This window comes from Kineococcus haloalkalitolerans (assembly GCF_050871905.1).
Lineage (GTDB): Bacteria > Actinomycetota > Actinomycetes > Actinomycetales > Kineococcaceae > Kineococcus.
Map to the genome: position 1 here is coordinate 1 of NZ_JBJLSH010000029.1, position 13545 is coordinate 13545.

Here is a 13545-nt window from a genome sequence, read left to right on the forward strand (position 1 = left end):
CCCCCCCCCCCCCCCCCCCCCCCCCCCCCCCCCCCCCCCCCCCCCCCCCCCCCCCCCCCCCCCCCCCCCCCCCCCCCCCCCCCCCCCCCCCCCCGGGGGAGCGGCCCGCGGCGGCGGACCGCTCCCGCAGGTCGAGGCGGGTGGTGGGCGCGGCGGAGCTCGTCTCAGGAGGTGCGGAGCTCACCGTCGACCTGCCGCACGATGCCCAGGGGGTTGCCGTCGGCGACCGGGTCCGGCAGCAGGGCCGCCGGGAGGTCCTGGTAGGCCACGGGCCGCAAGAACCGCTCGATCGCCAGCGTCCCGACGGACGTGGAGCGCCCGTCGGAGGTGGCGGGGAACGGCCCGCCGTGCACCATCGCCTCGCCGACGTCGACGCCGGTGGGCCAGCCGTTGGCGACGATGCGCCCGGCCCTCTCCTCCAGCACCGGCAGCAGCTCCCGGGCGGTGGCGGTGTCGTCGTCGGTCAGCTGCAGCGTCGCGGTGAGCTGCCCCTCCAGACTGTCGACGAGCGCGGCCAGCGCCGCGGTGTCCGGGGCGCGCACGACGAGCGAGGTCGACCCGAACACCTCCTCGCGCAGCGCCTCGTCGGCCAGGAACGCCTCGGCCGTGGTGGTGAACAGGTTCGTCACGCCCGCCGAGGCGATCTCCTCGTCGCCGCTGCCGGTGGCGACCTCCTCGACCCGCGGGTGGTCGCGCAGCGCCTTGACGCCGGAGTCGTAGGCGGAGCAGATGGTGGCGCTGAGCATCGGCTGGGCGGCGCTGGCGCGCACCGCGCCCGCGGCCGCGTCGAGGAACTCCTGCAGCCCGGGGCCCTCGACGGCGAACACGAGGCCGGGGTTGGTGCACAGCTGCCCCACGCCCATCGTCAGCGAGGCGACGAACGCCTCGCCGATCGCGGCGCCGCGCTCGGCGAGCGCGCCGGGCAGCAGCACGACCGGGTTCACGCTGGACATCTCGGCGTACACGGGGATCGGCACGGGCCGGGCGTTGGCCGTCTCGACGAGCGCGAGCCCGCCGGAGCGCGACCCGGTGAACCCGACGGCGGCGATGTCCGGGTGGGCGGCCAGCGCCTGCCCGACCTCGCGGCCGGAGCCGAACACCATCGAGAACACGCCCTCCGGCAGGCCGGCCGCGGCGACGGCGTCGGCGACGGCGGTCGCGACGAGCTCGGAGGTGCCGGGGTGGCTGGAGTGCGCCTTGACGACGACGGGGCAGCCGGCGGCCAGGGCCGAGGCGGTGTCGCCGCCGGCGACGGAGAAGGCGAGCGGGAAGTTGCTGGCGCCGAACACCGCGACCGGCCCCAGGGGCACCTTGCGCTGGCGCAGGTCCGGGCGCGGAAGGGGCTTCCGGTCGGGCAGCCGGGACTCCAGGCGCACGCCGTGGAAGGCGCCGCCGCGCACGACGCGGGCGAACAGCCGCAGCTGGCCGAGGGTGCGGGCCAGTTCCCCGCGCACGCGGGCCTCGGCGATGCCGGTCTCGGCCCGCACGCGGGCCACGAGCGGCTCGGCGACGGCCTCGATCCGGGCGGCGACGTCCTCCAGGAACGCGGCGCGCGCCTCGGGGGCGGTGGCGCGGTAGGTGCGGAACGCGGCGCGGGCCAGGCGGGCGGCGCGGTCGACGTCCTCGCGGGTGCCCAGCCCGAAGGCGGGCTCGAGGTCCTCACCGGTGCGCGGGTCGGTGGCCCGCACCTCGCCGGCGGTGCCGCGCACCCGCGCGGCGCCGAGGAACATCTCGCCCGTGAGGCGGGTCTCGACGCTCAGCCCGTTCGTGCCGGTCGTCTGCGTGGGCACTCTCAGATCACCTTCTTGACGAGGTCGGTCAGTTCCGCGAGCTCCGCGTCGTCCAGGTCCGTCAGCGGCGGGCGCACCGCGCCGGCGGGCCGCCCCGCGGCCGTCATCCCGGCCTTGACGATCGAGACGGCGTACCCCGGGGCGCGGTCGCGGATCTCGAGGTAGGGCAGCACGAAGTCTCGCAGGCTCTCGGTGACCGTGTCGCGGTCACGGGCGCGGACGGCCCGGTAGAAGGCGCTCGCCCACTCCGGGGCGAAGTTGAAGATGGCCGAGGAGTAGGTGGAGGCGCCGAGCTCGAGGTAGGGCAGCGCGTAGGTCTCGGCGGTCGGCAGGCCGCCGATGCGCACGAGGCGGTCGCCGTGGACCACGTTGATCCGCGCCATGAGGTCGATGTCGCAGATCCCGTCCTTGAACCCGACGAAGTTGTCGAACTCCGCCACGAGGCGGTCGACGGTCCCGGCCGAGAACCTCGCGTTGGCGCGGTGGTAGACGACGACGCCCAGGGACGTGGCGCGGCAGACGGCGGCGACGTGCCGGTACAGGCCCTCCTGGCCGACCTCGTTGAGGTAGGGCGGCAGCAGGAAGACGCCGTCGGCGCCGGCGGCCTCGACGGCGCGGGCCATCTCGACGGCCGTGGAGGTGCCGTAGCCGGCCGGTCCCACGACGGGCAGGGAGTCGCCGGTCTCGGCGACGGTGGCGCGCACGACGCGCTCGACCTCGGCCTGGGTCAGCGCGGGGAACTCGCCCGTGCCGCCGGCGGCGAACAGCCCGGCCGCGCCGAACCCGTCCAGGTGGGCGACGTGCGCCCGGTAGGCGTCCTCGTCGAAGGACAGGTCGGGGCGGGTGTGGGTGACGGGGAAGGAGAGCAGGCCGGAGGCGAGGGCATCGCGCAGGTCGGCCGGGGCGTACTGGGTCATGGCGGCGGCTCCCGGGTCGGGTGAGGCGGCGGCGCCTCGGCTGACGGGCCCGACGGTAGCAGACCACTGCCACACAGCGGAACACCGTCCACGGACGTGGACAGGTGGGTCACCAGTGGGCGGTGTTCGGGGTGAACCCCGGCTCCACGGTCCGCATGTACCCCGTGTCGTCGCGCCGGCGCAGCCCGCACGTCCGCCACGCCTCGTGCAGGCGCCCCAGGGCGTCGCGGTCCAGCTCCACGCCCAGGCCGGGGGAGGTGGGCACCGCCACGGCGCCGTCGGCGAACCCCAGCGCGCCCGGCACCACGACGTCGTCCTCGGGCCGCTTCCACGGCCAGTGCGTGTCGCAGGCGTAGTCCAGGTTCGGCGTCGCCGCCGCCAGGTGCGTCATCGCCGCCAGGCTGATGCCCAGGTGCGAGTTGGAGTGCATCGACAGGCCCATCCTGAAGACCTCGCACACGCGCGCCAGGTCCTGCGAGCGGCGCAGCCCGCCCCAGAAGTGGTGGTCCGACAGCACGACCTGCACGGCGTCCGCGGCCACGGCCGGGCGCAGGTGCTCGAAGGCGACCACGCACATGTTCGTCGCCAGCGGCACGTCCACCCGCCGGGCGACCTCGGCCATCCCCTCGATCGAGGGGGTGGGGTCCTCCAGGTACTCCACGACCCCCGCCAGCGCCTGCGCCACGCGCACGGACGTGTCCGGGGTCCACGCCCCGTTGGGGTCCAGGCGCAGCGGCAGGTCGGGGAAGGCCTCGCGCAGCGCCAGGACGGCCTCGACCTCCTGCTCCGGGGGCAGCACGCCGCCCTTGAGCTTGATGGCGCCGAAGCCGAACCCGTCGACGATCCGCCGGGCCTGGGCGACCAGGCCCTCGGGGTCCAGCGCCGCGCCCCACTCGTCCTCGGGCTGCCCGGGGTGGCCGGCCCACTTGTAGAACAGGTAGGCGCTGTAGGGCACCGCGTCGCGGACCGCCCCGCCGAGCAGGTCGCTGACCGGCCGCCCGAGCAGCCGGCCCTGCACGTCCAGGGCGGCCACCTCGAAGGGGGAGACCACGCGCGCCAGCGTGCTGGAGGTGGTCACCTGCCCGCCCATGCCGTGCCCGCCCGCGCCGGAGTCGCCCGCGAGCGCCCCGGCGACGGCGCGCTCGAGGCCGTGCACGTCGAAGACGTCCGTGCCGACGACGGCGTCGGCGGCGCGGCGCACGCGCTCCAGGTGGCCCTCGTCGCCGTACGTCTCGCCCAGGCCGGTGACGGCCTCGCCGCCGTGCTCGTCCTCGGTGCGCACCTCGACGACCGTGCGCAGCGCGTACGGCTCGTGCACGCCGACGTTGTTGAGCAGCGGCAGGTCGCGGAAGGCGACGGGGGTGACGGTGACCCCGGTGATCCTCGTGCCGCCGGGGCGCGCGGCCCGGCGGTGGCGGGCGGCGGGAGCGGTGTGGTCGGTCGCCGTCATGGCGTCCTCCTCGTCGGCGGGAGCGGCGACGGCATCGTGCCACACGTCCACGCAGGTGGACGACGCCCAGCCCGCGGACGACGAGGAGGACCCCGTGTCAGCGGGCCGTTCGCAGCGCCTCCACCAGCTCGACCTCCACGCGCGCGGCGTCGGTGTGCGGCACCTGGCAGGTGCCCGCCGCCAGGTGCCCGCCACCGCCGTGCGACAGGCACACCGCGCCCACGTCCACCGGCGAGCTGCGGTCCACGATCGACTTGCCCACCGCGAACACCGTGTTCTGCTTCCCGCGGCCCCACATCACGTGCACCGACACCCGCGCCTGCGGGAACAGCGCGTACACCAGGAACCGGTTGCCGGCGTGGATGACCTCCTCCTCGCGCAGGTCCACCACCGCCACGTCCCCGTGCAGCGTCGTCACCCGCTCCAGCTGCGCGCGGAACAGCTCCGCCTGCGCCCGGTACAGCTCCACCCGCTCCGCCACGTCCGGCAGCGCGAGGATCTCCTCGACGTCCTGGTACTCCGCGCACGCCTCGATCAGCTGCATCATCAGCTGGTAGTTGGAGATGCGGAAGTCGCGGAACCGGCCCAGGCCCGTGCGGCTGTCCATGAGGAAGTTCAGCAGCGTCCAGCCCTCCGGCTCCAGGACCTCGGAGACGTCGTACGCCGCCGAGTCCGCCTGGTCGACCGCCCGCATCAGCTCCTCCGACACCTTCGGGAACCGCGCCGCCCCGCCGAAGTGGTCGAACACCACGCGCGCCGCCGACGGCGCGTCCGGGTCGATGACGTGGTTCGCGGCGCCGCGCGTGCGCAGCGTCTCGGAGTGGTGGTGGTCGAAGACCAGGTGCGCGCGCGGGTCGTACGGCAGGTTCGTCAGCACGTCCCGCTCCGTGATCTCCACGACGCCGTCCTGCACGTCCTTGGGGTGCACGAAGGTGATCTCGTCGACCAGGTCGAGCTGGCGCAGGAGCACGGCGCACACGAGGCCGTCGAAGTCGCTGCGGGTGACGAGGCGGTACGGCACGGGGGCGCTCCCAGGACGAGGACGGGCGGTCCCGTGCTCATCGGCAGGCCCCGCCCGCCCCTTGAGCCGTGCCCCCGCGCACCGCCGGGGTGGCACGCTGGCCGCGTGCAGGTGCCCGCCCCGCTGGTGCAGCCGACGGCGTGGCTGCCCTCCAGCGCACCCCTGGCCGGGCACCTGGCGGCCGCGGTCGACTGGGTCGACGAGCAGTGCTTCGCCCGCGGCCTGCACGGCGTCCTCGTCGTGCCCGCCCGCGGCGACGAGCGCGCCCACCCCGAGCTGCTGGCCTTCGCGCGCGCCCACGCCGTGACCACCCGCCGCGCCCGCCGCCCGCCCGCCGGGCTCACCGGGCCCGACCGGGACGCCGGGCACCGGCCCGTCCTCGTGCACGACCCCGGCCCGGACGACCTCGCCTTCGCCCTCGCGCTGGCCGCGGGCGCCCCCGTCTGCCTGCTCGACGTCGCGCCCCTGCCCCCGGACGCGCCGGCCGGCTGGCGGCGCGGGTGGGCGCTCGCCGTCGGCGCGCGCGACCTCAGCCGCCCCCTGGAGCGGGCCCGGGCCCTGCTCGACCCGCGCGTGCGCGACGTCGTGACCGCGGCGTGCGCGCTCGGTCCGCACGGCTTCGCGCCCGCCCACGAGCGGCGCCGGGTGCAGCCGCTGCTGCGCGAGTTCGCCGACCTGTGCGCCCCCGGCGGCCCGGCGCCCGCGCCCGCGGGCACGTCGGCGGCCGGGCTGCTGGTGGGGGCGGCGCTGGCCGCCGGCCTGGACGCGGCCGCCGCGCGCCGCCTGGCCCGCTGGCTGCCGGCCCGCTGACCCGCTGACCGCGTTATCCCGCCCGCGCGGGCGCACCGCCTGCCACGATCCCGCCGGCAGCGCGGGCGGACCCCGGGGAGGCGGACGTGACGGGCACGCGGTGGCAGCGGCTGGACCGGTCGGCGGCCGGGTTCGTCGAGGACTTCGCCGGTCCCCGGCTCGACCCCGCGCGGTGGGTGGACCACTACCTGCCGCACTGGACGACGCCCGAGCGCTCCCACGCCCGCTACGACCTCGTCGCGGACGGGCCCGACGGGCCCGGCGGACTGCGCCTGCGGGTGGACGCCGACCAGCCCGACTGGCGGCCCGAGGACGCCCCGCTGCGGGTGTCCAGCCTGCAGACCGCCCTGTTCAGCGGCCCGGCGGGCTCGACCCGGGGCACGCACCGCCACCGCCCCGACGGCCTGGTGGTCCGCACGCCCACCCCGCTGCGGCTGCTGCGGGCCCCCCGCGCCGGGCAGGTCGACGTCACCGTCACCGCCGGCCGCGACGACGGCTGCACCCTCGCCGTCTGGCTGGTGGGCACCGAGCACCTCGACGAGCGCGACAGCGGGGAGGTGTGCCTGTTCGAGGTGGACGGCGAGGCCGTGACGGATTCGACCACGACGGCCCGCACGGGCGTCAAGGCCCACCACGACCCGCGCCTGGTCACCGACGTGCGGGAGGTCGTCGTCCCGGTCGGGGCGGGGGCGGCGCACACCTGGTCGGCGCGCTGGGACGGCGGCGGCGTCGTCGTGGCCTGCGAGGAGGAGGTCGTCTTCACCTCGCCCCAGGTCCTCCGCTACCCCCTGCAACTCGTGGTCAGCCTGTTCGGCACGCGCCCCGGCAGCTCGGGCGCCGCCCTCGTCCACGCGGTCGTGGCGACCTGAGCGCCCGGCGCCTCAGCGCACGCTGCGCGCCAGGCGGTGCAGCAGGTCGGGGGCGTCGTCGCGGGGCAGGACCACCTCGACGAACAGCGCCCGCGACGGCTCGGCGCGCCGCTCCTCCAGCACGCGCACCAGCTCGCCGACGGTCGTGACGCGGCGCACGAGGGTCCCCGGCGAGCCCAGCGCCGCGGGCAGCGCCGTCCAGTCCCACGCCACGACGTCCTGGTAGACGGCCTCGGGGCTGCGGATGGCCCGCTCGACGGTGTAGCCGTCGTTGTTGAGGACGAGCACCGTCGGCGCCTTCGGCGCCAGGCCCGGCTGCAGCAGCCGGCCCAGCTCCTGCACCGTCAGCTGCGCCGACCCGTCGCCGATGACGAGCACCGTCTCGCGGCCGGGGTCGGCCAGCAGCGCCCCGAGCGTCGCGGGCAGCGTGTACCCGATGGAGGACCACACGGGCTGGCCCAGCAGGTCGCAGCCGTCGGGCAGCGTCATCTCCACCGCGCCGTAGAACGAGGTGCCCGCCTCGGCGACGAGGAGGGTGCCCGGGCGCAGCCAGCGCTGCAGCGCCGGCCAGAACGCGGCGTGGGTCAGCGGCCGCTCGTCCGCGGCCACCGGTGCCGGGGCGGGCCGCGGCTCCTGGCGCGGCAGCGGCGCCGGTGCGGGGGAGCGCTCGAGCAGCGCCTCGTGCAGCAGGCGCAGGGAGTCGTCGAGGTAGACGCCGTAGAAGACGTCGCCGGCCACGCGGGCGTGGTCCAGCTGCAGGTCCACCGCCGCGTCGGGGTCGAAGCCGTGGGTGAAGGAGCCGGTGAGGAAGTCGGTCATGACGGCGCCGGCCAGCACGAGCGGGGAGGCCGTGTCGACGCGCCGGCGGGTCTCCTCGGAGGTGGTGAACCGGCCCGCGTACACGCCGAGGTTCGCCGGGTGCGACTCGTCCAGCAGTGCCTTGGACGCCGACTGGGTGGCCACCCGCACCCCGTCGCAGCTCGCGACCGCCCGCATCCGCTCCTCCAGGTGGCGCCGGTGCAGGCGCGGGCCGGCCAGCACGGTCACCTCCGGGGCGCCGGCCAGGTGGGCGCGCAGCGCGGCGGCCAGCTCGGCGGCGCTGCCGGAGTCGCTGCGCAGCACCCGCAGCGGCCGCGCCAGCGGGGCGGCTGAGACCCGGGCCACAGCCACGTCGGCGGGCACGCCGAGGTAGACGGGCTTGGAGGTGCCGACGGCCGTCAGCAGCGCGCGGTCGATCGCGGTGGCCGCGCCCTGCGCGCGCAGCACGGTCGCCGAGGCCGTCACCTCCCCGGCCACGCGCACGAAGTGGTCGAAGTCGCCGTCGGCGAGGGAGTGGTGCAGCAGCGCGCCGGCCGCCTGCGCGCCGGTGGCCGGCATGCCGACGACGGACACCACCGGCACGTCCTCGGCGAAGCTGCCGGCCAGGGCGTTGACCAGCGACAGCTCGCCCACGCCGAAGGTCGTCACGACGGCGGCCGGCCCGCGCCGGATCCGCGCGTACCCGTCGGCGGCGTACCCGGCGTTCAGCTCGTTGGCCGAGCCGATCCAGCGCAGCGCCGGCTCCCCGTCCGGCGCACCGGGCGCGAGCAGCTCGTCGAGCAGCGCGAGGTTGAAGTCGCCGGGCAGCCCGAACAGGTGCCGCACGCCCAGCTGCCGCAGGCGGTGCGCCAGGTAGGCGCCCACCGTCACCGTGCCGGCCGGCGCACCCGCGCCGGCGGTCCCCGTCGTGCTCGTGCTGGTGCTCGTGCTGGTGCCCGTGCTGGTCGTCATGCCCGGGATGACAGACACCGCGGGGCGCGGTGCGCAACAGCCGTCGTCCCGGCTGGTCAGATCGACCAGTCCCGCCCGTCCAGGAGCTCTAGGCTGGTCGTCGTGACGGGTCTGGACGGCACCGACCGGCGCATCCTGCTGGCGCTGGACCGCGACCCGCGCGCCACGGTGCAGCGGCTCTCGCTCGACCTGGGCCTGGCGCGCGGCACGGTCCACGCGCGGCTGGAGCGGCTGGCCCGCGAGGGGGTCCTGCGGCCGCACTCGGTGCGGGTGCCGCCCGAGCGGGTCGGGCTGCCGATGCGGGCGGTCGTGACGGCCGAGGTGGACCAGGCGGAGTTCGCGCAGATGATCGCCGACGTGGCGCTCATCCCCGAGGTCGTGGAGTGCCTGGGCATCTCCGGCGACGACGACCTGCTCATCCAGGTCGCCGCCCGCGACGCCGACCACGTCTACGAGATCACCCAGCGCATCACCGCGTGCCGCGGCATCCGGCGCACCTCCACCTCGATCGTGCTGCGCGAGCTCTTGGCGCACCGGATGGACCACCTCCTGCGGAGCTGAGCCCCAAGGATCCACAGGGCTGTCCACAGGACGGGACGGTCCACAGGCCGTCCACCGGCCGCGCACACCACTGCCCACAGGGCCGTCCACAGCCCTCTCCGCCCGGGTCCCCGCCGGCCGGCTCCCGAGGGCCGCGACACGCCGAGCGGAGCGCGACACGCCGTCTCCGCGTCGTGTCCCAACTGTGACTCTCAGTAGTAAAGCGCCTCCTGGGCGTCACTCCACGGGCCCCTGACCTGCGGGAACGCGACCGCCGCGGACCGTCCACAGCCTCGTCCCCAGGGGATGTGAATGACACCGGTGTGACACACCATCTTGTGGTGAGTGGACATGTCGGCCCCCAGGGGTAGTGTCGGGGCACACCCAGCAGGACGGGTCGCGACAGCGTCACCGCGAGGGCCCCGAGGGAAGGACCACCCCCATGAGCATCACCGTCTACAGCACCCCGTCCTGCGTGCAGTGCCGCATGACCTACCGTGCGCTGGACTCCAAGGGGCTGGCCTACGAGGTCGTCGACGTGACCGCCGACGAGCGCGCCCACGAGCTGGTCAAGTCCCTCGGGTACGTGCAGGCGCCGGTCGTCGTGGCCGGCGAGGACCACTGGTCGGGCTTCCGCCCCGACCGCATCGACGGCCTGGCCGACCGCCTCACGGCCGTCCCGGCGTGACCGGGCCGGAGATCGTCTACTTCTCGAGCGTCTCCGGCAACACCCACCGGTTCGTCGGCAAGCTCGACGTCCCCGCGCGCCGCCTCCCGCTGCGCGCCGGCGACGAGCCGCTGGCGGTCACCGCCCCCTACGTCCTGGTCCTGCCCACCTACGGCGGCGGGGGAGGTGCGGGAGCGGTCCCCAAGCAGGTCATCCGCTTCCTCAACGACCCGGCCAACCGCGCCCTCATCCGGGGCGTGGTCGGGGCGGGCAACACCAACTTCGGGGTGCACTACGCCGTGGCCGGCGACATCGTCGCCGCCAAGTGCCGCGTGCCCCTCCTCCACCGCTTCGAGCTCTTCGGCACCCCGGACGACGTGCGTCGGGTGCGCGACGGATTGGACACGCTGTGACCCTCACCTCCGACGCCCCCTCCACGCCGGGCGCCGTCCCCGCCCAGGCCGCCCCCGCGCCGGGCTACCACACGCTCAACGCGCTGCTGAACCTCTGGGACGCCGAGGGGCGCATCCAGTTCGAGGCCGACCGCGAGGCCGCGCGGCAGTACTTCCTGCAGCACGTGAACCCGCGCACGGTGCGCTTCGGGGACCTGCGCGAGCGCCTGGACCACATGGTCGCCGAGGGCTACTACGAGCGCGAGGTCCTGGACCGCTACCGCTACGAGTTCGTCCGCGACGTCACCGACCGCGCGCACGCGGCGCGCTTCCGGTTCCAGACCTTCCTGGGCGCCTTCAAGTTCTACACGAGCTACGCGCTGAAGACCTTCGACGGCAGCCGGTACCTGGAGAACTTCGAGGACCGCGCCGTCATGACGGCCCTCACCCTCGCCGACGGCGACGAGGCGCTGGCCACGGCCATCGTCGACGAGGTCATGGCCGGGCGCTTCCAGCCGGCCACGCCGACCTTCCTCAACGCCGGCAAGGCCTCGCGCGGGGAGCTCGTCTCCTGCTTCCTGCTGCGCATCGAGGACGACATGGAGTCCATCGGCCGCAGCATCAACTCCGCGCTGCAGCTGTCCAAGCGCGGCGGCGGCGTGGCGCTGCTGCTGAGCAACATCCGCGAGTACGGCGCGCCGATCAAGCGCATCGAGAACCAGTCCTCCGGCGTCATCCCGGTGATGAAGCTGCTGGAGGACTCCTTCTCCTACGCCAACCAGCTCGGGGCCCGCCAGGGCGCCGGCGCGGTGTACCTGTCGGCGCACCACCCCGACATCCTGCGCTTCCTCGACACCAAGCGCGAGAACGCCGACGAGAAGATCCGCATCAAGACCCTGAGCCTGGGCGTCGTGGTGCCGGACATCACCTTCGAGCTCGCCAAGAACAACGAGCCGATGCACCTGTTCTCCCCCTACGACGTCGAGCGCGTCTACGGGGTGCCCTTCGGCGACGTGGCGGTCAGCGAGAAGTACCGCGAGATGGTCGCCGACGACCGCATCCGCAAGACGACGATCAACGCGCGCGAGTTCTTCCAGACGCTGGCCGAGCTGCAGTTCGAGTCGGGCTACCCGTACATCGTCTTCGAGGACACGGTGAACCGGGCCAACCCGATCGACGGCCGCATCAACATGTCGAACCTGTGCTCGGAGATCCTGCAGGTCAACACCCCGAGCAGGCTGGGCGAGGACCTCGGCTACGAGGTCGTCGGCAAGGACATCTCCTGCAACCTCGGCTCGCTCAACATCGCGCTGACGATGGACGGCGGGGACCTGGGCCGCAGCGTCGAGACCGCCGTGCGGGCCCTGACGGCCGTCTCGGTCGCCAGCGACATCCGCTCCGTGCCCTCGATCGCGAACGGCAACGCCCGCTCGCACGCCATCGGCCTGGGGCAGATGAACCTGCACGGCTACCTGGCGCGCGAGCACGTGCGCTACGGCAGCCCCGAGGCCGTGGACTTCACCAGCGCCTACTTCGCCGCCGTGCTGTACCACGCGCTGCGCGCCTCCAACCTCATCGCCGCCGAGCGCGGGGAGGTCTTCGAGGGCTTCGAGCGCTCCGCCTACGCCGACGGGTCCTTCTTCGACAAGTACACCGAGCGCTCGTGGGCGCCGCGCACCGAGCGCGCCGCCGAGCTGTTCGCCCGCGCCGGCGTCGACCTGCCGACGCCGCAGGACTGGCGGGACCTCAAGGCCGCCGTCGCCGAGCACGGGCTGTTCAACCAGAACCTGCAGGCCGTCCCGCCCACGGGCTCGATCAGCTACATCAACAACTCGACGTCGTCGATCCACCCGATCGCGTCGAAGATCGAGATCCGCAAGGAGGGCAAGCTCGGTCGCGTGTACTACCCGGCGCCGTTCATGACGAACGAGAACCTGGAGTACTACGAGGACGCGTACGAGATCGGCCCCGAGAAGATCATCGACACGTACGCGGCGGCCACCGAGCACGTCGACCAGGGCCTGTCCCTGACGCTGTTCTTCAAGGACACCGCGACCACGCGCGACATCAACCGCGCGCAGATCTACGCCTGGCGCAAGGGCATCAAGACGATCTACTACATCCGCATCCGGCAGATGGCGCTCGAGGGCACCGAGGTCCAGGGCTGCGTCAGCTGCATGCTGTGACGGCCGGCCCCGCCCGCCACCCCTAGACGCACCGCACCGCCGGCACCCGCGAGAACCCGGCGGTGCGGTGCGCACCACCCGCACCAGCCAGCCGCACCCGCAGCCCGTCCGGGCGGTCGACACGACGACGGAGAAGGAACCGTGGACAAGCTCAAGCTCATCGACCGCGTGAACGCGATCAACTGGAACCGGGTGCCGGACGAGAAGGACCTGGAGGTCTGGAACCGTCTGACCTCCAACTTCTGGCTGCCGGAGAAGGTCCCGCTGTCCAACGACGTGCAGTCGTGGGCGCGGCTCACCCCCACCGAGCGCACCCTGACGATGCGGGTCTTCACCGGCCTGACGCTGCTGGACACCATCCAGGGCACCGTCGGCGCGGTCTCGCTGATCCCCGACGCGATCACCCCGCACGAGGAGGCCGTCTACACGAACATCGCGTTCATGGAGTCGGTGCACGCGCGCAGCTACTCCTCGATCTTCTCCACGCTGGCCTCCACGCAGGAGATCGACGAGGCCTTCACCTGGTCGGAGCAGAACGAGGCGCTGCAGCGCAAGGCGTCGATCGTGCTGGAGTACTACCACGGCGACGACCCGCTCAAGCGCAAGGTCGCCTCCACGCTGCTGGAGAGCTTCCTGTTCTACTCCGGCTTCTTCCTGCCGATGCACTTCTCGTCCCGCGCGCAGCTGACGAACACCGCCGACCTCATCCGGCTGATCATCCGCGACGAGGCCGTGCACGGGTACTACATCGGCTACAAGTACCAGCGCGGCCTGGAGCGCGTCGACGAGGCCAAGCGGCAGGAGATGAAGGACTACACCTTCGACCTGCTCTTCGAGCTGTACGACAACGAGTGCAAGTACACGGCCGACCTGTACGACAACGTCGGCCTCACCGAGGACGTCAAGACGTTCCTGCACTACAACGCCAACAAGGCGCTGATGAACCTCGGCTACGAGGGCATGTTCCCCGCCGACGCCACGAAGGTGGACGCGGCGATCCTGTCGGCGCTGTCGCCCAACGCCGACGAGAACCACGACTTCTTCTCCGGCTCCGGCTCCAGCTACGTCATCGGCAAGGCCGTGGCCACCGAGGACGAGGACTGGGAGTTCTGAGCTGAGCCCGCCGGCCGCGC

General features: G+C 74.1%; 12 protein-coding genes. 7 read left to right on the forward strand and 5 right to left on the reverse strand.

Annotation, left to right across the window (positions count from 1 at the left end; genetic code table 11):
* Nucleotides 1–164: 164 nt before the first annotated feature.
* From ACRYMY_RS12340 to ACRYMY_RS12355, 4 genes are all read right to left on the reverse strand, one after another.
* A complete protein-coding gene (locus tag ACRYMY_RS12340; protein ID WP_432547597.1) occupies nt 165–1730 on the reverse strand; it encodes an aldehyde dehydrogenase (NADP(+)) in 1566 nt (521 codons plus the stop codon).
* Nucleotides 1731–1792: 62 nt separating this feature from the next.
* Nucleotides 1793–2707: a 5-dehydro-4-deoxyglucarate dehydratase gene (gene kdgD / locus ACRYMY_RS12345; protein WP_432547551.1), complete on the reverse strand. Its 915-nt coding sequence runs from the start codon at nt 2705–2707 to the stop codon at nt 1793–1795.
* Between the two features lie 109 nt (nt 2708–2816).
* Entirely contained in the window at nt 2817–4157 is a 1341-nt protein-coding gene (locus ACRYMY_RS12350) for a glucarate dehydratase family protein (RefSeq protein WP_432547552.1), read from the reverse strand.
* Between the two features lie 97 nt (nt 4158–4254).
* On the reverse strand, nt 4255–5178 hold the full coding sequence (locus tag ACRYMY_RS12355; RefSeq protein ID WP_432547553.1) for an exopolyphosphatase: 924 nt from the start codon (nt 5176–5178) through the stop codon (nt 4255–4257).
* A 105-nt stretch (nt 5179–5283) separates the two neighbouring features.
* Here ACRYMY_RS12355 and ACRYMY_RS12360 point away from each other — a divergent pair, with 105 nt between their 5' ends.
* Together ACRYMY_RS12360 and ACRYMY_RS12365 are read left to right on the forward strand one after the other, a co-directional pair.
* Complete coding sequence (locus ACRYMY_RS12360; RefSeq protein ID WP_432547554.1) at nt 5284–5988, forward strand: hypothetical protein; 705 nt, start codon at nt 5284–5286, stop codon at nt 5986–5988.
* Between the two features lie 86 nt (nt 5989–6074).
* Nucleotides 6075–6857, forward strand: a complete 783-nt coding sequence (locus tag ACRYMY_RS12365) for a LamG domain-containing protein (RefSeq protein WP_432547555.1) — start codon at nt 6075–6077, stop codon at nt 6855–6857.
* Between the two features lie 12 nt (nt 6858–6869).
* Here the strand turns inward: ACRYMY_RS12365 and ACRYMY_RS12370 are convergent, their stop codons facing one another.
* Complete coding sequence (locus ACRYMY_RS12370) at nt 6870–8627, reverse strand: alpha-keto acid decarboxylase family protein (RefSeq protein ID WP_432547556.1); 1758 nt, start codon at nt 8625–8627, stop codon at nt 6870–6872.
* A 102-nt stretch (nt 8628–8729) separates the two neighbouring features.
* Between ACRYMY_RS12370 and ACRYMY_RS12375 the strand changes: the two genes are divergently transcribed.
* The 5 genes from ACRYMY_RS12375 (at nt 8730) to nrdF (ending at nt 13525) form a co-directional block, all read left to right on the forward strand.
* Nucleotides 8730–9188, forward strand: coding sequence for an Lrp/AsnC family transcriptional regulator (locus tag ACRYMY_RS12375; protein ID WP_432547557.1), 459 nt, complete (start codon nt 8730–8732; stop codon nt 9186–9188).
* Nucleotides 9189–9609: 421 nt separating this feature from the next.
* Entirely contained in the window at nt 9610–9855 is a 246-nt protein-coding gene (nrdH, locus tag ACRYMY_RS12380) for a glutaredoxin-like protein NrdH (RefSeq protein WP_432547558.1), read from the forward strand.
* The gene (nrdI, locus tag ACRYMY_RS12385) at nt 9852–10247 is read left to right on the forward strand and encodes a class Ib ribonucleoside-diphosphate reductase assembly flavoprotein NrdI (protein WP_432547559.1); all 396 of its coding nucleotides are present in this window, start codon (nt 9852–9854) and stop codon (nt 10245–10247) included. The genes nrdH and nrdI overlap by 4 nt, the downstream gene beginning before the upstream one ends.
* Nucleotides 10244–12412, forward strand: coding sequence for a class 1b ribonucleoside-diphosphate reductase subunit alpha (nrdE, locus tag ACRYMY_RS12390; RefSeq protein ID WP_432547560.1), 2169 nt, complete (start codon nt 10244–10246; stop codon nt 12410–12412). Before nrdI ends, nrdE begins: the two co-directional genes overlap by 4 nt.
* A 141-nt stretch (nt 12413–12553) precedes the next feature.
* Nucleotides 12554–13525 carry a class 1b ribonucleoside-diphosphate reductase subunit beta gene (gene nrdF, locus ACRYMY_RS12395; RefSeq protein ID WP_432547561.1) on the forward strand — a complete coding sequence of 324 codons (972 nt, stop codon included), beginning with the start codon at nt 12554–12556 and terminating at the stop codon, nt 13523–13525.
* Nucleotides 13526–13545 lie beyond the last annotated feature (20 nt).

Coding starts and splice junctions, on each gene's coding strand:
- ACRYMY_RS12340 (WP_432547597.1), bottom strand. CDS start 1,730: ATGTTCCTCGGCGCCGCGCGGGTGCGCGGCACCGCCGGCGAGGTGCGG.
- kdgD (WP_432547551.1), bottom strand. CDS start 2,707: ATGACCCAGTACGCCCCGGCCGACCTGCGCGATGCCCTCGCCTCCGGC.
- ACRYMY_RS12350 (WP_432547552.1), bottom strand. CDS start 4,157: ATGACGGCGACCGACCACACCGCTCCCGCCGCCCGCCACCGCCGGGCC.
- ACRYMY_RS12370 (WP_432547556.1), bottom strand. CDS start 8,627: ATGACGACCAGCACGGGCACCAGCACGAGCACCAGCACGAGCACGACG.
- nrdH (WP_432547558.1), top strand. CDS start 9,610: ATGAGCATCACCGTCTACAGCACCCCGTCCTGCGTGCAGTGCCGCATG.